General features: G+C 69.4%; 18 protein-coding genes, 1 tRNA gene and 1 pseudogene. 19 read left to right on the top strand and 1 reads right to left on the bottom strand.

Annotated elements, in window-relative coordinates; all coding sequences use genetic code 11:
• The first annotated feature begins 238 nt into the window (after nucleotides 1–238).
• From ACFYT4_RS19625 to ACFYT4_RS19600, 6 genes and pseudogenes are all read left to right on the top strand, one after another.
• Entirely contained in the window at nucleotides 239–619 is a 381-nt protein-coding gene (locus ACFYT4_RS19625; protein ID WP_389270097.1) for a lactococcin 972 family bacteriocin, read from the top strand.
• A gap of 134 nt (nucleotides 620–753) precedes the next feature.
• Complete coding sequence (locus ACFYT4_RS19620) at nucleotides 754–1,653, top strand: hypothetical protein (protein WP_389270095.1); 900 nt, start codon at nucleotides 754–756, stop codon at nucleotides 1,651–1,653.
• Nucleotides 1,654–1,656: 3 nt separating this feature from the next.
• Complete coding sequence (locus ACFYT4_RS19615) at nucleotides 1,657–1,947, top strand: hypothetical protein (protein WP_389270093.1); 291 nt, start codon at nucleotides 1,657–1,659, stop codon at nucleotides 1,945–1,947.
• A complete protein-coding gene (locus tag ACFYT4_RS19610; protein WP_389270091.1) occupies nucleotides 1,944–2,864 on the top strand; it encodes a hypothetical protein in 921 nt (306 codons plus the stop codon). Before ACFYT4_RS19615 ends, ACFYT4_RS19610 begins: the two co-directional genes overlap by 4 nt.
• Nucleotides 2,865–2,907: 43 nt before the next feature.
• Nucleotides 2,908–3,600: an ATP-binding cassette domain-containing protein gene (locus ACFYT4_RS19605; RefSeq protein WP_389270089.1), complete on the top strand. Its 693-nt coding sequence runs from the start codon at nucleotides 2,908–2,910 to the stop codon at nucleotides 3,598–3,600.
• A 234-nt stretch (nucleotides 3,601–3,834) separates the two neighbouring features.
• A pseudogene (locus ACFYT4_RS19600) lies at nucleotides 3,835–4,041 on the top strand (site-specific integrase); the annotation flags it as partial.
• 208 nt (nucleotides 4,042–4,249) lie between these two features.
• Here ACFYT4_RS19600 and ACFYT4_RS19595 read toward each other — a convergent pair.
• Nucleotides 4,250–4,321: transfer RNA gene (locus ACFYT4_RS19595), tRNA-Arg, on the bottom strand.
• A gap of 160 nt (nucleotides 4,322–4,481) precedes the next feature.
• On the opposite strand from ACFYT4_RS19595, the gene ACFYT4_RS19590 reads away from it, so the two are divergent.
• The 13 genes from ACFYT4_RS19590 to ACFYT4_RS19530 all read left to right on the top strand — a co-directional run bounded on the left by ACFYT4_RS19590 (nucleotide 4,482) and on the right by ACFYT4_RS19530 (nucleotide 19,541).
• Nucleotides 4,482–4,964, top strand: a complete 483-nt coding sequence (locus ACFYT4_RS19590; protein WP_389270087.1) for a response regulator — start codon at nucleotides 4,482–4,484, stop codon at nucleotides 4,962–4,964.
• A gap of 55 nt (nucleotides 4,965–5,019) precedes the next feature.
• Entirely contained in the window at nucleotides 5,020–6,114 is a 1,095-nt protein-coding gene (gene nrtL / locus ACFYT4_RS19585) for an ArgS-related anticodon-binding protein NrtL (RefSeq protein WP_389270085.1), read from the top strand.
• Between the two features lie 18 nt (nucleotides 6,115–6,132).
• Nucleotides 6,133–7,524, top strand: coding sequence for a diaminopimelate decarboxylase (gene lysA / locus ACFYT4_RS19580; RefSeq protein WP_389270083.1), 1,392 nt, complete (start codon nucleotides 6,133–6,135; stop codon nucleotides 7,522–7,524).
• A gap of 100 nt (nucleotides 7,525–7,624) precedes the next feature.
• Entirely contained in the window at nucleotides 7,625–8,914 is a 1,290-nt protein-coding gene (locus tag ACFYT4_RS19575) for a homoserine dehydrogenase (protein WP_389270115.1), read from the top strand.
• A gap of 6 nt (nucleotides 8,915–8,920) precedes the next feature.
• Entirely contained in the window at nucleotides 8,921–9,979 is a 1,059-nt protein-coding gene (thrC, locus tag ACFYT4_RS19570; RefSeq protein ID WP_389270081.1) for a threonine synthase, read from the top strand.
• A gap of 351 nt (nucleotides 9,980–10,330) precedes the next feature.
• A complete protein-coding gene (thrB, locus tag ACFYT4_RS19565; RefSeq protein WP_389270079.1) occupies nucleotides 10,331–11,302 on the top strand; it encodes a homoserine kinase in 972 nt (323 codons plus the stop codon).
• Nucleotides 11,303–11,758: 456 nt separating this feature from the next.
• A complete protein-coding gene (gene rho / locus ACFYT4_RS19560; RefSeq protein WP_389270077.1) occupies nucleotides 11,759–13,807 on the top strand; it encodes a transcription termination factor Rho in 2,049 nt (682 codons plus the stop codon).
• A gap of 356 nt (nucleotides 13,808–14,163) precedes the next feature.
• Nucleotides 14,164–15,393, top strand: coding sequence for an LCP family protein (locus ACFYT4_RS19555; RefSeq protein ID WP_389270075.1), 1,230 nt, complete (start codon nucleotides 14,164–14,166; stop codon nucleotides 15,391–15,393).
• A 122-nt stretch (nucleotides 15,394–15,515) separates the two neighbouring features.
• Nucleotides 15,516–15,740 (top strand): 50S ribosomal protein L31, encoded by a 225-nt coding sequence (rpmE, locus tag ACFYT4_RS19550; protein WP_389270073.1) that lies wholly within the window; start codon nucleotides 15,516–15,518, stop codon nucleotides 15,738–15,740.
• Between the two features lie 97 nt (nucleotides 15,741–15,837).
• Nucleotides 15,838–16,917 carry a peptide chain release factor 1 gene (gene prfA / locus ACFYT4_RS19545; protein WP_389270071.1) on the top strand — a complete coding sequence of 360 codons (1,080 nt, stop codon included), beginning with the start codon at nucleotides 15,838–15,840 and terminating at the stop codon, nucleotides 16,915–16,917.
• Nucleotides 16,918–16,958: 41 nt separating this feature from the next.
• Nucleotides 16,959–17,804, top strand: a complete 846-nt coding sequence (gene prmC, locus ACFYT4_RS19540) for a peptide chain release factor N(5)-glutamine methyltransferase (RefSeq protein WP_389270069.1) — start codon at nucleotides 16,959–16,961, stop codon at nucleotides 17,802–17,804.
• 439 nt (nucleotides 17,805–18,243) lie between these two features.
• Entirely contained in the window at nucleotides 18,244–18,891 is a 648-nt protein-coding gene (locus ACFYT4_RS19535; RefSeq protein WP_389270067.1) for an L-threonylcarbamoyladenylate synthase, read from the top strand.
• Nucleotides 18,888–19,541: a protein-tyrosine-phosphatase gene (locus ACFYT4_RS19530; RefSeq protein WP_389270065.1), complete on the top strand. Its 654-nt coding sequence runs from the start codon at nucleotides 18,888–18,890 to the stop codon at nucleotides 19,539–19,541. Before ACFYT4_RS19535 ends, ACFYT4_RS19530 begins: the two co-directional genes overlap by 4 nt.
• The last annotated feature ends 259 nt before the right edge of the window (nucleotides 19,542–19,800 follow it).

Genomic DNA, 19,800 nt, shown 5'->3' with positions numbered 1-19,800 from the left:
ACCGGGATCGTGCCCGTTCCGTATGCCCGCAACCCGGACCACACCCCCCAGACCGGACGACTCACCCCAGAGCGACTTCATGCCGGGACCCTGCCCTTTACGTCGTCGACTTGAGCGCCGGATTCCGCTGTTTTTCGGTCATGGCCGGATTGCAGCGTTGTCTGGATGGCGAGATTTGTGGGGTTGCGTGTAATCCCGTCTGTGGCCATGCTCATGACTTGTTCGGATCAACATTCAGATGACCAGGAGTCAATCTCGAAGATCCAGGAACGTGATTAAGTCCGCCGTGGCTGCCGGTGTCATCGTCATGGCTGCCGCAACTCCAGCGCTCGCCGGCACCGTCAACGTTGGCGGTGGCACTTGGTCTTACGGCACAAGCTGTTGCAGTATGTGGTCAAACTACAAGCACGTGACAGCGAACCACTCGTCTTCGGTCCAGGGTGATTACTGGGCCTATAGCGGCTGCACCGCGCCGGGCCTTGGGTATTGGCCTCGGTGGGGAATGACTCCAGTACGGGCCGGGCGTATTGGGAAAAGGGTTGCACGTTGTAGTCCTGCGTTTGCGAGTCCCTCGGTAGTCGCGGTCAGTTTCGCGCCTCATGCCATGCGGGCTGGCTGAGCTGGCCGGGAGCCCGGGTAGCTTCGCTGTACGGGTTCTCGGTCGCCCCCGGTCGCACCCACCTGGCCGGGCTGTTCATGATCCCCTTTTTGAGAGCTGCTTCGTTCCCCTGAGTGCCCTGATCTAGGAAACCAATGCTGCACCGAGGTATTAAGTTCGTCCACGCCGCTGTGTTGGCCTTCTCCGCGGTGCTGGCGTTTCTGTTCTTACGGGGGCTGGACGAGGACGGGGTGCTGGGAAATTCGGCTCTGATTTGGGTCTTCGAATCCGATGACTCGGTGAGCGGTGCTCAGGTCGCCCAAGCGATAGCGTCGTTTTCGGACGACCACGGAGTTACGGTGGCTCGTGAGGTGCCCGATATCAGAGCCCCCGACAGTCGTCGGCATCTTTATCTGGCCACGGGTAATCGGCGGTCCGGTGCGGGGGCGTGGTTGGACGAGGGCTATCAGGCGTTCAGCCGGAATTACGCGACGGACGTGCACCCGATCGCCGAGCTTGGACAGCGTGATCCTCGGGGCCAGTACTATGTGTTCGGGGCACCTGCTGCTGCCGATGCGCTGGTTGCCGAATTCGCCGACCTCGGCCTTCGTGCAAGCGTGTCCCACCCTCTCTCGTACACCACACTGACCGCTGCCTATACCGGTGGTGTCCTGTACTGGTCCTTCTGGGTGGTTGCTCTCGCTGCGGTGACGATGACCGGCGCGAGCGTGCTGCTCGGTGCAAAGGCATACGGGGTCCTGCGGCTGCAGGGCTTGTCCTTCGCCGACCTCCTTGTTCGTGATGTGAGGCAGCTCGCGGTGCCCTGGTCGGTAGCGGCCGGTGCTGTGACAGCCGGGACGATCGCTTTCCTCGGCTTCTACAACGGCCTTGCCTGGCTGGGGATGTTCGCCACCATAGCCGCGGGCCTCGCCGGCCTGTTCGTTCTCCTGGTACTGGCCGCCCACGCGGCCGTGCTCGCACTCACCTTCAAGGTTGACGTACTGCGTGCCCTCAAGGGAGAGCTGCCTGCCCGGGCGGCATCCGTCGGTATCTAACTGGTGCGTATCCCTGCACTGCTGCTCGCTCTCGGTATCGCCATGGACGTCGCAGCGGCGGGTCAGGACGTACTTGCGCGCCAGGATAGCCGGGAGGCCTACACCGAAGCAGGTGATGCTGTCACCATCCGCCTCAACGGCAGCCTGCACGGTGAGGCGGACCAGATGATCAAGGAGGTGGGTCCGTGGTTGCGCCGAGCCGATGAGGAAGCAGGATCGTTCTGGCTGGGCGGCGGGATCTCCAGAGCCTTGCCACGGATTCGGCGCTTCCGCCGGGTGAGGTGCTTGTCGTGAATGACACCTTCCTGGCAAAACAGCCGGTCCTCGACCCGACGGGACGGCGCTACACCCCGGTGCCCCGGGATGGCAAGGCGCCGGACAGTCACCCAGTACGGCTCATCCTCCCCGAATCCCTCGGCCGCCAGGCAGCGGCCATCACCGAAGCGATCCCCTATGTGCTGTCTTCGAGTTTCAACCGGCATACCCAGCTGGTGACGCTCCGGGCGAAGAGCGGCCAGCGGCTCTTCGCATACAACCCCGGAAACCAGGTCTACAACGCGGCCCACAGCCCGAAGGAGGATCGGTCCCTTGTACGCGATCCGGTTCTGGTCGTAGTCCCCAACGGGTCGAAGTTTCTCTCTGACGACAGGTACACCGCATTAGCCACTCAGGAAGGAGTTGTCTTTCCCAACCCCGATGACGTCCTGAGTGTCATCGAGGCTGACAAGGCGAACAAACTGCAGACCTACGTGACAGCCGTGCGCCCCGTTGCCCAGAACTTCGCCCTGAAACTGAGGGATGCTGTCAACGAGTTTCGATTGCAGCTCTTCAACCTCGTGCTGGCTGTGACCGTCCTCCTCATCGCCGGCGTCGGCGTCTGCATCATCTACTCGCGCAAGAATGCCCAGGCCATCTTCGTGCAGCACATCAGCGGTTGGAGATACGTGGTCACCCACCGCTTCATCCTGAGCGTAGAGGTGGCCCTTGCGGTTCTCCTCGCCACGCGGGTGCCTTTCGAAACATGGCTGCAGAACCAGGAGTTGGAGAAGGTCGCTGCTTCTGGTACCCCTCTTCTCCACCCTCTCGTCCACCTCACTGAACTGGATCTCGGTATCATCGCCGGGCTGGTCGCCGTCGAACTCGGCGCCGTGCTTCTCGCCCTTGCGGTTTTCCACCGTCACATCGTCAGGGAAGGGGTGACCGAGGCATGAGTCCCGCACATACGACCCTCTGCCACCCAGCAGGAGTGCTGCCGTGATCGATATCGAGAATCTGTCGAAGTCCTTCGGCTCACGGACCCTGTGGTCTGATGTCACCTTTACCGTCAGCCGCGGCGAGATGCTCGCCGTTGTCGGCCCCAGCGGATCGGGAAAGTCCACACTCCTCAACTGTCTCGGCCTGCTCGCCAGGCCGAGCGCGGGAGCGATTCGTTATGAGGGCAAGGACATCACCCGATGTGGCCGACGTGAGATCCGTGGATTCCGCCGCGACGTTCTCGGCTACCTCTTCCAGAACTACGCCCTGATCGAGAACGCGACCGTCGCCGAAAACCTGAAGGTGGTCGCCAAACCCCGGCGGTTCTCGCGCGGCGAGGCCGACACGGCAATCGCCGAGGCTCTCGAACGCGTTGGCCTGGGAGGGCGGGAGAAGGAGAAGATCTACCACCTCAGTGGTGGAGAACAGCAGCGTGTGGCCCTCGCCCGGCTCATGGTCAAGCAGCCGGCCCTCGTGCTCGCGGACGAGCCGACCGGTGCCCTCGACGACGCCAACACCACCATGGTCGTCGATATCCTCCGTGAGATGAGCGAGGCCGGATGTGCCGTGGTCATCGCCACCCACAGCGGCTACGTCCGCGACCGATGTGACGCCGTCCTCGTCGTAGAAGGTCCTCCCTCGTCGACTCTCCGTAGGGGCCGACGTGCACCGGCCGGCACCGCGAGAAGCTGAGCGGTGTCGTCCGTGTCGGCCAGGTCACCGGTCTGCGTGAGCGATGCGTGAGTGATGACTGAGCACCGCGACCTGGGGTTTTCCGCCCGCGATCGCGGCAAGTCCGCACGGCCGGAGCGGGCGTCCGGGACGGCCGGAGCGGCAACCTCTGAGCAGGGGCCGCGCACGATCACGGCCGAGGTTTGTGTCGCTGCCCCCATGGTGCGGGAGCGGGGCTGCCTCCGCCCCTCCTGGTGGGGGTCACCCCTCGCCGGCCGCCCCTATGGCCTGCGTCACTCCGCGCTCTCCACCTGGCTGAACGCCGGGGTCGACCCGACGGAGGTCGCGGAAAGGGCCGGCAACAGCGTGGAGGTCCTCCTGGCCCGCTACGCGAAGTGCCTGTACGGCAGAAGCGAGGTCGCCAACCAGCGCATCGAGGGCCTGCTGGTGGAGTACCGGTAGCCGAGGCCGCCGCACCAGCCCCGGACATCGTCCTGGGCTGCGCCATTGTCCGGGCTCCGGCCTGCGGAAACGGCAAGATCATCGCGTACGAAAGCGTCACACGGTCTGGCCGACCGCTGCTCTTCCCTGCCTCTGGCTGCCCCGACATGCAAACTGCCCGATCAGCGTTTTGGCTGGTCGGGCAGTCTTTCGGGCACCTGAACTGCGGTGCCCCCGGCAGGATTCGAACCTGCGCACACGGCTCCGGAGGCCGTTGCTCTATCCCCTGAGCTACGGGGGCGCACTGTCGCCGTCCGGAGGTGACCTCGGCGGTGACGGGTAGAACACTACCAGCATCGGGAGGGTCGCCATGAACAGGTATTTCGGGTCGGGGAGGGGTGCGGGGGCGGCGGGGCGAGGGGCGCGGGAGGGTGGACTCGTGTCGCTCGCGAGGGGTGGAAGTGGGGAAAAGCCGGACGCGGTGCCTGGTGCCCACCTACTCTCGAGTTGTGTCAGGTGCGTCCGGCCGTGTGCTCGTTGTCGATGACAACCGGGTCATCCGGCAGTTGATCAGGGTCAACCTTGAACTTGAGGGCTTCGAGGTCGTGACCGCGGCCGATGGTGCCGAGTGCCTGGAGGTCGTGGAGCGGGTGCGGCCCGATGTGGTCACGTTGGACGTGGTCATGCCACGGTTGGACGGGCTGCGGACCGCCGCGCGGCTGCGGGCGGACCCGGAGACCAGTCATCTGCCGGTGGCGATCATCAGCGCGTGTACGCAGTACGAGGTGGAGAGCGGCCTCACCGCGGGTGTGGACGCGTTTCTCGCGAAGCCCTTCGAGCCGGCCGATCTCGTGCGGCTGGTACGGCAGTTGATGCGCAGGGAGGGGCCGCCGTCGTTAGACGGCCGGCACGGGGCCGGGCGGGCGGGAAGCACACGGGGCTGACCGCATCGCGAAACCGGTTCGCTCTGCGCCCCCTTTCCTCCCCTACGCTTGTCCCGTGACCCCCGCCGAGCTCTCCCGTACCGTGCTGCACGCCGTGTGCCGTGCGGTGGAGGACGGTGCGCTGGTGGCGCCCGTGCCGGAGGGCGTCAAGGTCGAGCGGCCCCGGCCCGGGGGCTGCGGGGACTATGCCACCAATGTCGCCCTGCGGCTCGCCGCCGCGGCCGGGCAGCCGCCCCGCGCCGTCGCCGAGACCCTGCGGGACCGCATCGCCCGGGAACCGGGTATCGCCGCCATCGAGATCACCGGGCCCGGGTTCCTCAACATCACCCTGGAGGAAGGGCTCCAGCAGGCGCTCGTCCGGCGGGTACGGGAGCAGGGCCTCCGGTACGGGTACCGGCCCGCCGCCCTCCCGGTACGCGACACCAGCGCAACCTCCGCCCTCCCGGCACGGGACACCCGCGCTGTACGGGACACCCGCGCACCCTCCGCCGACGCGGCTCCCGCCCCCGGGGACCGCGCCCGGGTCTGGGCCGACACCGTCCGGCGGATCCGCCTCAGTCAGGGCCTGGACACCGACGGGGCTCCCGTACCCCCTCCGGCTCCTGCCGCCCCCGGTGCACCGGCCACGGCCCCCGCCCCCGGCGAACAGGGCACCCCCGCGCCGCCCGCCGCCACCCGGAAGGCCACCGGCGGCGGTCCCCTCGCCGATGCCGTTCGCTGGGCCTTCCTCTCCGCCGCCGCGCACGACCGGCCCCGGGGCACGGAGCGGCTGTTGCGGCAGCACGAGAGCAATCCGCTCTTCACCGTCCGGTACGCCTACTCCCGCAGCCGCGCGCTCACGCGCGGGGCCGCCCGGCTGGGGTTCGACGGGGAGCCGCTGGAGTATGTGGAGACCCGGCTCACCGGCCTCGTCGCCGACTACCCGGGGATCCTCGCCTCCGCCGCCCGGCTCGGGGCGCCCGACCGGCTCGCCAGGCATCTGGAGAGCACCGCCGACGCCCTGCTCGGCTTCCAGCACACGGTGCTGCCGTCGGGCGAGGAGAAACCCACGGCCGCCCACCGCTCACGGCTGGCCGTCGCCGAGGCAGCCGGAACGGTGCTCGCCGGTGGCCTGTCCCTGCTCGGCATCAGCGCACCCGCACATCTGTGAGCACGTGAGAGAGACACCATGAGCCGTTCCGCACACCCCGCCGGGCCCCGCCACGCCGACGTCTATCCCGAGGGGCACTACTCCGCGCCGCCGGCCGACCTCAATCTGCTGGACGGGAAGGTGTGGGCCCGTACGGTCGGCCGCAACGACGACGGGGTCGTCACCGTCGGCGGGGTCGAAGTGACCCGGCTGGCCGAGGAGTTCGGCACCCCCGCCTACCTCCTCGACGAGGAGGACTTCCGGGCGCGCTGCCGCGCCTGGGCTGACGCGTTCGGCAGGGACGCCGATGTGTTCTACGCGGGCAAGGCGTTCCTCAGCAAGGCCGTCGTGCGGTGGCTGCACGAGGAGGGACTCAACCTCGACGTGTGCTCCGGGGGCGAGCTGTCCACCGCGCTCGCCGCCGGAATGCCGCCCGAGCGCATCGCCTTCCACGGGAACAACAAGTCGCCCGAGGAGATCGAGCGGGCGATCCGCGCCGGGGTGGGACGGATCGTGCTCGACTCCTTCCAGGAGATCGTGCGGGTCGCGCACATCGCCGAGGGGCTCGGCAGGCGCCAGCGCGTCCAGATCCGGGTCACGGTGGGGGTGGAGGCGCACACCCACGAGTTCATCGCCACCGCGCACGAGGACCAGAAGTTCGGGATTCCGCTCGCCGGGGGACAGGCGGCCGAGGCCGTGCGCAGGGCGCTCACCCTCGACGGGCTGGAGCTGATCGGCATCCACTCCCACATCGGCTCGCAGATCTTCGACACCTCCGGCTTCGAGGTGGCGGCCCACCGGGTCGTCGGCCTGCTGAAGACGATCCGCGACGAGCACGGCGTCGAACTGCCCGAGATCGACCTCGGCGGTGGCCTCGGGATCGCGTACACCCCGGACGACGACCCGAGCGAGCCGCACCACATCGCGAAGGCGCTCACCGAGATCGTCACCCGCGAGTGCGACGCGGCCGGGCTGCGCACCCCCCGGATCTCCGTCGAGCCGGGCCGCGCCATCGTCGGGCCGACGGCGTTCACGCTGTACGAGGTGGGCACGCTCAAGCCGCTGGAGGGGCTGCGGACGTATGTGAGCGTCGACGGCGGTATGTCGGACAACATCCGTACCGCGCTGTACGACGCCGAGTACAGCGTCGCGCTGGTCTCCCGCACCTCCGACGCGCCGCCGATGCTCGCGCGGGTCGTCGGCAAGCACTGCGAGAGCGGTGACATCGTGGTGAAGGACGCGTTCCTGCCCGCCGACCTCGCGCCGGGTGATCTGATCGCGGTGCCGGCGACCGGTGCGTACTGCCGGTCGATGGCCAGCAACTACAACCATGTACCGAGGCCGCCCGTCGTGGCGGTGCGCGACGGCGGGGCGCGGGTGATCGTCCGGCGCGAGACGGAGGAAGATCTCCTGCGTCTTGACGTCGGTTAGTTGAGATAGATGTCTCGAATGCCGGACGGGGGATAGAAACTGCCGTCCGGTGAGTGAGACTGGTCCACACCGTAGTAGTGATGAGAAGCGAGGTCGGATGATGCGTACGCGTCCGCTGAAGGTGGCGCTGCTGGGCTGTGGAGTGGTCGGCTCAGAGGTGGCTCGCATCATGACGACGCACGCCGAGGACCTCGCGGCACGGATCGGCGCACCCGTGGAACTGGCGGGGGTGGCCGTCCGCCGCCCCTCCAAGGTGCGGGAGGGGATCGACCCGGCGCTGATCACCACCGACGCCACCGCCCTCGTCAAACGCGGTGACATCGACATCGTCGTCGAGGTCATCGGCGGCATCGAGCCCGCCCGTACGCTGATCACCACCGCGTTCGAGCACGGCGCCTCCGTCGTCTCCGCCAACAAGGCGCTGCTCGCCGAGGACGGCGCGACGCTGTACGCCGCCGCCGAGCAGCACGGCCGGGACCTCTACTTCGAGGCCGCGGTCGCCGGGGCGATCCCGCTGATCAGGCCCCTGCGCGAGTCCCTGGCGGGCGACAAGGTCAACCGGGTGCTCGGCATCGTCAACGGCACGACCAACTTCATCCTCGACCGCATGGAGCGCTCCGGCGCGGGCTACTCCGAGGCGCTCGACGAGGCCACCGCGCTCGGGTACGCGGAGGCCGACCCGACCGCCGACGTGGAGGGCTTCGACGCCGCCGCCAAGGCCGCCATCCTCGCGGGGATCGCGTTCCACACCCGCGTACGCCTGGACGACGTGTACCGCGAGGGCCTGACCGAGGTCACCTCCGCCGACATGGCCTCCGCGAAACGCATGGGCTGCACCGTCAAGCTGCTCGCGATCTGCGAACGGGCCGCCGACGGGCAGTCCGTCACCGCGCGGGTGCACCCCGCGATGATCCCGCTCAGCCATCCGCTCGCCTCCGTGCGCGAGGCGTACAACGCCGTCTTCGTGGAGTCGGAGGCCGCGGGTCAGCTGATGTTCTACGGACCGGGTGCGGGCGGTGCGCCGACCGCGTCCGCGGTCCTCGGCGATCTGGTCGCCGTCGGCCGCAACAAGCTCGCCGGGGCCACGGGTCCCGGCGAGTCCGCGTACACCCAGCTGCCCGTGAGCCCCATGGGCGATGTCGTGACGCGCTACCACATCAGCCTCGACGTGGCCGACAAGCCGGGTGTGCTCGCCCAGGTCGCGACGGTCTTCGCCGAGCACGGGGTGTCGATCGACACCGTCCGCCAGCAGGGGAAGGACGGCGAGGCTTCGCTCGTCGTCGTCACCCACCGCGCGCCGGACGCGGCCCTCTCCGGGACCGTCGAGGCGCTGCGCCAGCTCGACACCGTGCGTGGTGTCGCCAGCATCATGCGTGTTGAAGGGGAGTAATCAGCAATGACCCACCAGTGGCGCGGCATCATCGAGGAGTACCGGGACCGGCTCCCGGTAACCGACACGACCGCGGTTGTCACGCTCCGTGAGGGGGGTACGCCGCTCGTTCCGGCCCAGGTTCTCTCCGAGCGCACGGGCTGCGAGGTGCACCTCAAGGTCGAGGGCGCCAACCCCACCGGGTCCTTCAAGGACCGCGGCATGACGATGGCGATCACCCGCGCCAAGGAGGAGGGCGCGCAGGCGGTCATCTGCGCCTCCACGGGCAACACCTCCGCGTCGGCCGCCGCCTATGCCGTACGGGCCGGAATGGTCTGCGCGGTGCTGGTGCCGCAGGGAAAGATCGCGCTCGGGAAGATGGGCCAGGCGCTCGTCTACGGCTCGAAGATTCTCCAGGTCGACGGAAACTTCGACGACTGCCTGAATCTGGCCAGGAATTTGTCCGAGAATTATCCGGTGGCGCTGGTCAATTCGGTCAATCCGTACCGTATCGAGGGCCAGAAGACGGCCTCCTTTGAAATCGTCGACGCACTCGGCGACGCCCCCGACATCCATGTGCTGCCGGTCGGCAACGCCGGCAACATCACGGCGTACTGGCGGGGGTACAAGGAGTACGCGGCGGACGGGATCTCCACCCGCACCCCGCGGATGTGGGGCTTCCAGGCGTCCGGTTCCGCGCCGATCGTCCGGGGCGAGGTCGTCAAGGACCCCTCCACCATCGCCACCGCGATCCGGATCGGCAACCCGGCCTCCTGGAAGCAGGCGCTGGCGGCACGCGACGAGTCCGGCGGCTTCATCGACGAGGTGACGGACCGTGAGATCCTGCGCGCCTACCGGCTGTTGGCCTCCCAGGAGGGTGTCTTCGTGGAGCCCGCGTCCGCGGCGTCCGTGGCCGGTCTGCTGAAGGCCGCCGAGGCCGGCAAGGTCGACCCGGGCCAGCGGATCGTCTGCACGGTGACCGGGAACGGCCTCAAGGACCCGGACTGGGCCGTCGCCGGGGCACCGCAGCCCGTCACGGTCCCGGTGGACGCGCCGACGGCCGCGGAGCGCCTCGGACTCGTCTGAGCACCCGGGCCGCCCGGATCCGTACGCCCGGCGTCGTACGGCCAGGACCGGCCCCGCGACCCGCCACCGCGTGCGACGCGGCGGCGGACCGGGGAACAGACGCACGCCCCCTACCCCGGCGGAAAGTGTGCCAAGCCGGGCATCGGCGCACGTAGAGGCACAGGAGGCTCGCGACACGCATCGTGCGCCTCCTGTGCGCCCTATGTCGCCACAGAACCTTCCTTCGATAGGCTGTACAGAACCCGCCCCGCCGCATGCATATGCCGCGGTGTAGTTGCCGTTACGGCCCACGGGTGTTCATCCTCTCGAATCCCACAGTCCAGAGTCAGAACCAAGGAGTGTCATCGAGCGATGGCCGGTCCAGCGTTCCGCGCCGCCGCCGTCCGGGTGCGCGTGCCTGCCACCAGCGCAAACCTCGGCCCCGGCTTCGACGCCCTCGGGCTGTCCCTGGGGCTGTACGACGATGTCGTCGTACGGGTCGCGGACGCCGGGCTGCACATCGACATCGCGGGCGAGGGCGCCTCGACACTGCCCCGCGACGAGAGCCATCTGCTCGTACGCTCGCTGCGTACGGCCTTCGACCTGCTCGGCGGGCAGCCGCGCGGCCTTGAGGTCGTCTGCGCCAACCGCATCCCGCACGGGCGCGGTCTGGGCTCGTCGTCGGCCGCGATCTGCGCCGGCATCGTCGCCGCCCGCGCCGTGACGATAGGGGGCGACGCCCGGCTCGACGACACCGCCCTGCTGGAGCTGGCCACCGAGATCGAGGGCCACCCCGACAATGTCGCCGCCTGTCTGCTCGGCGGCTTCACCCTCGCCTGGACCGACGGGGGAGCGGCGCGCGCGATCAGGATGGAGCCCGCCGATTCCGTCGTTCCGGTGGTTTTCGTCCCCGAGAAGCCGGTGCTCACCGAGACGGCCCGCGGACTGCTGCCGCGTACCGTTCCCCATGTGGACGCCGCCGCGAACGCCGGTCGCGCCGCCTTGCTCGTCGAGGCTCTGACCAGGCGTCCCGAGCTGTTGCTGCCCGCCACGGAGGACCGGCTCCACCAGGAGTACCGCGCCCCGGCGATGCCGCAGAGCGTGGACCTTGTCAACCGATTGCGCGCCGACGGCGTCCCAGCGGTCATCTCCGGTGCCGGCCCCACGGTGCTGGCACTGGCCGAGAGCAGTGAGGCCGAAAAAGTCGCACGACTCGCCGGGGAGGGATGGGCGGCCAACCGGCTCGCCTTCGACGCGGTGGGCGCGAGTGTCCTGCCGCTCGTGCCGCCCGGCTCGGGTACGCCCGGCGCGGGAACGCACGAGGGGGAGCCGGGCTCCGGGTGAGCCGTGTACGGAGTGGGCCGCCTTCACGGGGATTCACCGACATTGCCCGTGAATCGCGGTGAATCGCAGTGACACGAGATTGCCGGTGAAGGAGAGGGGGAATGTTTGTTGGAGCCGGTAGTGTTAACCTCAAGTCTGCAACCGAAGCCTTTGTGGCTCGGAGCTTCGCGTCCCGAATCGGGACCACCATTCTTCCGGGAGCCTCCCAAACTGCCTGAGCAGCCTGCCTGAGCAGTTTCGAGCACGCTCCGGAACCGGCACGACACCTCCCGCTCCGTCTAGGAGTGGGCCGAGCAGGGGGATCTCGGGCCGGGCTTGTATGTATCTGCCTCTCCGCCGTACCCAGACCCGGCGGGGACCACCGCCCCGGCACGGTCACACACCAGGACCGCCGTCGGACAGCACAACCGGTCGCCGAGCCAGATGGCCGACGCCCGCTCCAGGGAAGGACCCTTCGTGAGCGACACCACCGATCTGATGGGCGTGACTGCCGACAACAGCGTCGACACCCCCGCGCCCGCCGCAGGTGCTGCCTCCGGCACCACCTCACGGCGCCGCCGTTCCGGCACCGGCCTCGACGGCATGGTCCTGGCCGAGCTGCAGCAGGTCGCGTCCGGCCTCGGCATCAGGGGCACCGCGCGTATGCGCAAGAGCCAGCTGATCGAGGTCATCAAGGAGGCGCAGGCCGGCGGCGGAGCCACCACCACGGCCAAGTCCGCCGAGGCCAAGGCCCCGGCGGCCAAGAGCGCCGAGGCCGAGACCAAGCCGAAGCGCCGTGCCACCTCCAAGACGCGTACGGGCGACGCGTCCGCCGCCTCGGACGCCGCCCCCGCGGCCGAGAAGGCCGTGGCCCAGCAGCAGATCGACATTCCCGGCCAGCCGGCCAGCGACGACCAGCCGGCCACGGAGCGCCGCCGTCGCCGCGCCACCGCGCAGGCGGGCAGCCCCGAGCCCCAGGCCGAGGCAGCCGTCGATGTGAAGGACACCAAGGCCGAGGACCGGCCGGACGCCAAGGCGGAGACCGCCGTCGCCCCCTCCGCGCAGCCGCAGGACGGCGAGGGCCGCCGTGAGCGCGGCCAGCGCGGTGACCGGGCCGAGCGCGGCGACCGCCGGGACCGCGGCGAGCGCGGCGACCGGCAGCGCGACCGCGGCCGCGGCAAGGGCGACGACCAGCAGCAGGGTGGCCAGCGCCAGCAGCAGGGCGGCCAGCAGCAGCGCCAGGGCGGCGGCAGCCAGCAGCAGCAGGACGACTTCGACGACGACGGAGGCGGCCGCCGCGGCCGCCGCGGGCGCTACCGCGACCGCCGTGGCCGCCGGGGCCGTGAGGACTTCGCGACTGGTGAGCCGCAGGTCTCCGAGGACGACGTTCTGATCCCCGTCGCGGGCATCCTGGACATCCTCGACAACTACGCGTTCATCCGTACGTCCGGCTACCTCCCGGGCCCCAACGACGTGTACGTCTCCCTCGCCCAGGTCCGCAAGAACGGCCTGCGCAAGGGCGATCACGTCACCGGCGCGGTCCGGCAGCCGAAGGAGGGCGAGCGCCGCGAGAAGTTCAACGCGCTGGTCCGGCTGGACTCCGTCAACGGCATGGCACCCGAATCGGGCCGCGGGCGGCCGGAGTTCAACAAGCTGACCCCGCTCTACCCGCAGGACCGGCTCCGCCTGGAGACCGACCCGGGCGTGCTGACCACCCGGATCATCGACCTCGTCTCGCCCATCGGCAAGGGCCAGCGCGGTCTGATCGTGGCCCCGCCGAAGACCGGCAAGACCATGATCCTCCAGGCCATCGCCAACGCGATCACGGTCAACAGCCCCGAGTGCCATCTGATGGTCGTCCTCGTCGACGAGCGTCCGGAAGAGGTCACCGACATGCAGCGGTCGGTGAAGGGCGAGGTCATCTCCTCGACCTTCGACCGCCCGGCCGAGGACCACACCACCGTCGCCGAGCTGGCCATCGAGCGCGCCAAGCGCCTCGTCGAGCTGGGTCACGACGTGGTCGTCCTGCTGGACTCCATCACCCGCCTGGGACGTGCGTACAACCTCGCGGCCCCCGCCTCCGGACGCATCCTGTCCGGTGGTGTCGACTCGACCGCGCTCTACCCGCCGAAGCGCTTCTTCGGCGCCGCGCGCAACATCGAGGACGGCGGCTCGCTGACCATCCTGGCCACCGCGCTGGTCGACACCGGCTCGCGCATGGACGAGGTGATCTTCGAGGAGTTCAAGGGCACCGGCAACATGGAGCTCAAGCTCGACCGCAAGCTCTCCGACAAGCGCATCTTCCCGGCGGTGGACGTGGACGCGTCCAGCACCCGCAAGGAGGAGATCCTGCTCGGCAGCGAGGAGCTGGGCATCGTCTGGAAGCTGCGCCGGGTGCTGCACGCGCTCGACCAGCAGCAGGCGATCGAGCTGCTGCTGGACAAGATGAAGCAGACGAAGTCGAACGCCGAGTTCCTGCTCCAGATCCAGAAGACCACGCCGTCCGTGGGCCCCAACGGCGACTGACGAACGGCAGCGGCCCGCAGGGTCCGCCGCTACGCACTGTGCCCCGCCACCCCACCGGATGGCGGGGCACAGCCGTGTCCGCCCCCGTGAGAGTTTCCGGCACCGCGCAGGGCTCCCACCGCTCCCCGAAGCCCCAGGTGGGCCTTGTGGGCACGGCCCGGGGCCACCGGGGAAGCCTGCCCCGCCCCCCATTGACTTCTCACGGAGTTCTCACGCCCGGGTGCAACCCTTTGCGGCGCGGACACGTCCTACCAATGGCGGAACAAAAATCGACATTACAGACAATGCGCATCTGATCAACGGCGAGGAGTAACGCAGGCCGACGAGAAAGAAACCGAACGGGACCCGAGGAGAGCATGGCCGAGCAGAGCAGTGATGGGGGCCGAATACGTGTCGGCCGGCGGCGAAGCCAGCGCTCCAGGGGACGCAGAGCGGCCGTCGTGGTCGCGTGGTCGGTGGTCGCACTCCTGCTGATCGGCGGATCCGGACTCGGTTACGTGTACTTCAAGCTCAACGGCAACCTCCAGGGCGTCGACATCAACGCGCAGCTCGGAAAGGACCGCCCCGGGAACATCGACAACGGCTCCATGGACATCCTCGTACTCGGCTCCGACTCTCGCTCCGGAGCCAATGCCGAGTACGGCACCGACGAGGGCGGCGCGCGCTCTGACACCGCGATGGTCGTCCACGTCCACGAAGGTCACCGCACGGCCAGTGTGGTCTCCATACCCCGCGACACCCTGATAGACCGCCCGCAGTGCACCGCCGGTGACGGCACCGCGGTCCCGGGCGAGCATCGCGCCATGTTCAACACCGCGTACGAGGTCGGCGGGCCGGCCTGCGCCGTGAAGACCGTCGAGAAGATGTCCGGCATCCGCATGGACCACTACCTCGAAGTCGGCTTCAGCGGATTCAAGAAGCTCATCGACGAACTGGGCGGAGTGGAGATCACCACCACCCGCCCGATCAAGGACCCCGACAGCCATCTCGACCTCGCGCCCGGCACCCACACCCTCGACGGTGAGCAGTCACTCGGTCTCGTACGGACCCGCAAGAGCGTCGGCGACGGCAGCGACCTCGGGCGGATACAGCTCCAGCAGGCGTTCATCAAGGCGTTCATCGCCCAGGTCAAGGAGATCGGCGTGCTCTCCGACCCCGGCAGACTCCTGGACGTCGCCGACACCGCGACCAAGGCGATCACACCCGACTCCGGGCTGGACTCGGTGACGGAGCTGATGGGCTTCGCACGGAGCCTCGGTGGCCTCGGACCCGAGGACCTGCAGATGGTCACCCTCCCGGTGGTGTACGACCCCGTGGACCCCAACCGTGTCGTGCCGCTGGAGCCCGCGTCCCGGCAGGTGTGGGCCGCGCTGGCGCAGGACCGGCCGATCCCGGCCGCCGCGCTCAAGGACTCCGCGGGGGACAAGGGCGACGCGGGCACCGTCGTCCGGGGCAGCACCGCCGCGGCGAACGGCCCCGCCCACGAGCGGGCGGGGCACGCCCCGGGAACGCCGGGAACACCCGGAGCGGACGGCGCGGCGCGGGTGCCGCGGACACCGGGAGTGGATCGGGCGGCGGGGGAATAGTTCCGCCACGACCCCGGTTTTGGGAGATACGGCCGGTCCTGGCAGACTGGTACGTCGGCTCCGGTTCACGTGCGGGCAATCCGCCCGCGCGACCCGGCGCCCTCCCGAAACTAGGAGACACCTTGAAGCGCGACATCCACCCCCAGTACTTCGAGACCCAGGTCAGCTGTACCTGCGGTGCCTCGTTCACGACTCGCAGCACCATCGAGACCGGCACGATCCGTGCCGAGGTCTGCTCCGAGTGCCACCCGTTCTACACGGGCAAGCAGAAGATCCTCGACACCGGTGGCCGCGTGGCCCGCTTCGAGGCCCGCTTCGGCAAGGCTGCCGGCTCCGCCAAGAAGTAGCGAGCCAACTGCGCCGGTCCCCGGCCGCCCCACCTGCGGCGGCCGGGACCGGCGCTTTGCCGTCCCGCACCACCTTCGTAGAAACCAGGAGCCCCCGATGTTCGAGGCGGTCGAGGAACTGATCGGCGAGCACGCCGATCTGGAGAAGAAGCTCGCCGACCCTGCCGTCCACGCCGACCAGGCGAACGCGCGGAGGCTGGGCAAGCGTTACGCCGAGCTGACCCCGATCATCGGCACCTACCGCTCCTGGAAGCAGACCGGGGACGACATCCAGACGGCGCGCGAACTGTCCGCCGACGACCCCGACTTCGCGGCCGAGGTCAAGGAGCTGGAGAAGCAGCGCGAGGAGCTGACGGAGAAGCTGCGGCTGCTGCTCGTACCGCGCGACCCCAGCGACGACAAGGACGTCATCCTCGAAGTCAAGGCCGGTGCCGGCGGCGACGAGTCCGCCCTCTTCGCCGGCGATCTGCTGCGGATGTATCTGCGCTACGCCGAGCGCGTCGGCTGGAAGACCGAGATCATCGACTCCACCGAGTCCGAGCTGGGCGGCTACAAGGACGTCCAGGTCGCGGTCAAGACCAAGGGCGGCCAGGGCGCCACCGAGCCCGGCCAGGGTGTGTGGGCGCGGATGAAGTACGAGGGCGGGGTGCACCGCGTCCAGCGGGTGCCCGCCACCGAGTCCCAGGGCCGTATCCACACCTCCGCCGCGGGCGTGCTCGTCACCCCCGAGGCCGAGGAGATCGATGTGGAGATCAACCCCAACGACCTCCGCATCGACGTCTACCGCTCCTCCGGGCCCGGCGGCCAGTCCGTCAACACCACCGACTCCGCGGTGCGCATCACCCATCTGCCCACCGGTGTCGTCGCCTCCTGCCAGAACGAGAAGAGCCAGCTCCAGAACAAGGAGCAGGCGATGCGTATCCTGCGCTCCAGGCTGCTCGCCGCCGCGCAGGAGGAGGCCGAGAGCAAGGCCGCGGACGTGCGCCGCAGCCAGGTTCGTACCGTCGACCGCTCCGAGAAGATCCGTACCTACAACTTCCCGGAGAACCGCATCTCGGACCACCGGGTCGGTTTCAAGGCGTACAACCTGGACCAGGTGCTCGACGGTGACCTCGACGCCGTGATCCAGGCGTGCGTGGACGCCGACTCCGCCGCCAAGCTCGCCGCCGCGCAGTAGACGCGTGTGACCTTCCCAACGAACCGGGTGGAGGACGACCAGTGAACCTGCTGCTTGCCGAGGTGGCCCAGGCCACCCAGCGGCTGGCCGACGCGGGCGTGCCGTCGCCGCGCTTCGACGCGGAGGAGCTGGCCGCGTTCGTGCACGGTGTGAAGCGGGGGGAGCTGCACAACGTCAAGGACGAGGACTTCGACGCCCGCTACTGGGAAGCCGTCGCCCGCCGCGAGGCCCGGGAGCCGCTCCAGCACATCACCGGCCGTGCCTTCTTCCGCTATCTGGAACTCCAGGTCGGGCCCGGTGTCTTCGTGCCCCGCCCGGAGACCGAGTCCGTTGTCGGCTGGGCCATAGACGCCGTACGCGCCATGGACGTCGTCGAACCGCTGATCGTCGACCTGTGTACGGGTTCGGGGGCCATCGCCCTCGCCATGGCCCAGGAGGTCCCGCGCTCGCGCGTCCACGCCGTCGAACTCTCCGACGACGCGCTGATCTGGGCCCGCAAGAACGCGGAGGGCTCCCGCGTCACCATCCACCAGGGCAACGCGCTCACCGCGCTCCCCGAGCTGGACGGCCAGGTCGACCTGGTCATCTCCAACCCGCCGTACATCCCGCTCACCGAGTGGGAGTACGTGGCCCCCGAGGCCCGTGACCACGACCCCCAGATGGCGCTCTTCTCCGGCGAGGACGGCCTCGACACCATCCGCGGCATCGAGCGCACCGCCCACCGCCTGCTGCGCCCCGGCGGCCTCGTCGTCATCGAGCACGCCGACACCCAGGGCGGCCAGGTTCCGTGGATCTTCAACGAGGAAGCCGGCTGGACGGACGCGGCCGACCACCCCGACCTCAACAAGCGCCCCCGCTTCGCGACGGCACGCAAGGCGACCCCGTGACGACCCCGCCGTTCTCCCCGGAGACCCCACCCCCACACCACCCCCACCCTCCCGCGGGTGCCGCAGGCCAGAACCCCCCCAGCCCGGGGCCCCCGGCTACGGCGTCCCCGCACACCGTGGCGGTTGTCGGGTCGGGGATTCCCGGGTGTGCCGCGCGTGGGCTGAAGGCGCGCGCGTGTGCGGAAGGGGCGTACGTGCGGTGGCCGGGGGTTCCCGGGTGTTTCGCGCGTGAGCCGAAGAGGCGCGCGGGTACCGAAAGGGAGAACGCGCGGAGGCCGCGAGGAACGAGTGGTCGAGCACGATCGACCGTCGGTGCACGCTTGAGCGCCTCGGAGGCGAACCGAGCGCCAAGTCAAAGACGCGCACGATCGACCGTCGGTACACGCTTGAGCGCCTCGGAGGCGAACCGAGCGCCAACAAACACAGAGGAGGCTCCCTGATGGCCCGGCGATACGACTGCAACGACGCTACGGACCGTAAGAGCGGCCTGCGCGAGGCCGCGTCCGCCGTCCGCCGGGGTGAGCTGGTCGTTCTGCCCACCGACACCGTGTACGGGCTCGGTGCGGACGCCTTCAGTTCCGAGGCCGTCGCCGATCTGCTGGCCGCCAAGGGCCGGGGACGCAATATGCCCACCCCTGTCCTCATCGGCTCTCCCAACACTCTCCACGGCCTGGTCACGGACTTCTCCGAGCAGGCGTGGGAACTCGTCGACGCCTTCTGGCCGGGGGCGCTCACCCTGGTTGCCCGGCACCAGCCGTCGCTCCAGTGGGACCTCGGCGACACCCGTGGCACAGTCGCGATCCGGATGCCGCTGCACCCGGTCGCGATCGAGCTGCTCACCGAGGTCGGCCCCATGGCGGTGTCCTCGGCGAACCTCACGGGGCACGCCGCGCCCGAGGACTGCGACGCCGCGCAGGAGATGCTGGGCGACTCGGTCTCGGTGTATCTCGACGGCGGTCCGACGCCCGGCATCGTGCCGTCCTCGATCGTCGACGTCACCGGTACGATGCCCGTTCTGCTGCGTGCGGGCGCCCTCGACGCGGACGAGCTGCGCAAAGTCGTACCCGACCTTGAGGTGGCCCCTTGATCGCCCCTGAGGGGCGTGGCATAGGTGAGGCCGACACCGGCGACACGTTCAGAATCCTCCATGTCAGCACCGGCAACGTCTGCCGCTCGCCCATCACCGAGCGGCTGACGCGCCATGCCCTGAGCGATCGCCTCGGTGATCTGATGACCAGCGGGCTGATCGTGGAGAGCGCGGGGACCTGGGGGCACGAGGGTGCGCCGATGGAGGCCAACGCGGAGGTCGTCCTCGCGGACTTCGGGGCGGACGCGAGCGGGTTCGTGGGCCGGGAGCTGCTCGACGAGCATGTGATCCGCGCGGATCTGGTTCTCACCGCGACGCGGGACCACCGGGCGCAGGTCATCTCCATGGGCCACTCGGCGGGGCTGCGGACCTTCACCCTCAAGGAGTTCACCCGCCTGGTGCGGGCGATCGACCCGGCCACGCTGCCGGATCCGCGGGACGAGGGCATGGTCGAGCGGGCGCGGGCGCTGGTGAGGGCGGCGGCTGCGCTGCGGGGGTGGCTGTTGGCGCCCAGCCCGGACGCGGACGAGGTGTACGACCCGTACGGTGCGCCGATCACGTTCTTCCGCTCGATCGGCGACGAGATCAATCAGGCGCTCGACCCGGTTGTCACCGCGCTCACGGGTATCCCGACGCGTTTCTGCCCCTGACCCCGCGGCTCGGGTCCGTCCCCAACCACCGGACGGACCGCGCGGACCGGCTCCGACGTACCGTGACGACTGGCTGCGACTGACCAGGGCGGACCGGCTCCGACATACCGCGACGACCGACCGGCTGCCACTGACCAGGACGGACCGGCTGGCGACTCACCAGGACCGACCGGCTCCCACTGACCAGGACGTACCGGCTCCGACGGGGCGGCGTAACCCGGGTGGCGCGGGGACCGGGCGGTGGGGTGCGCGGCGGCCT

It is taken from the genome of Streptomyces sp. NPDC004609 (assembly GCF_042873655.1).
Taxonomy (GTDB): domain Bacteria; phylum Actinomycetota; class Actinomycetes; order Streptomycetales; family Streptomycetaceae; genus Streptomyces.
Note: the sequence above shows the minus strand (reverse complement) of the source record. Positions and strands in the feature narration are given on the sequence as shown.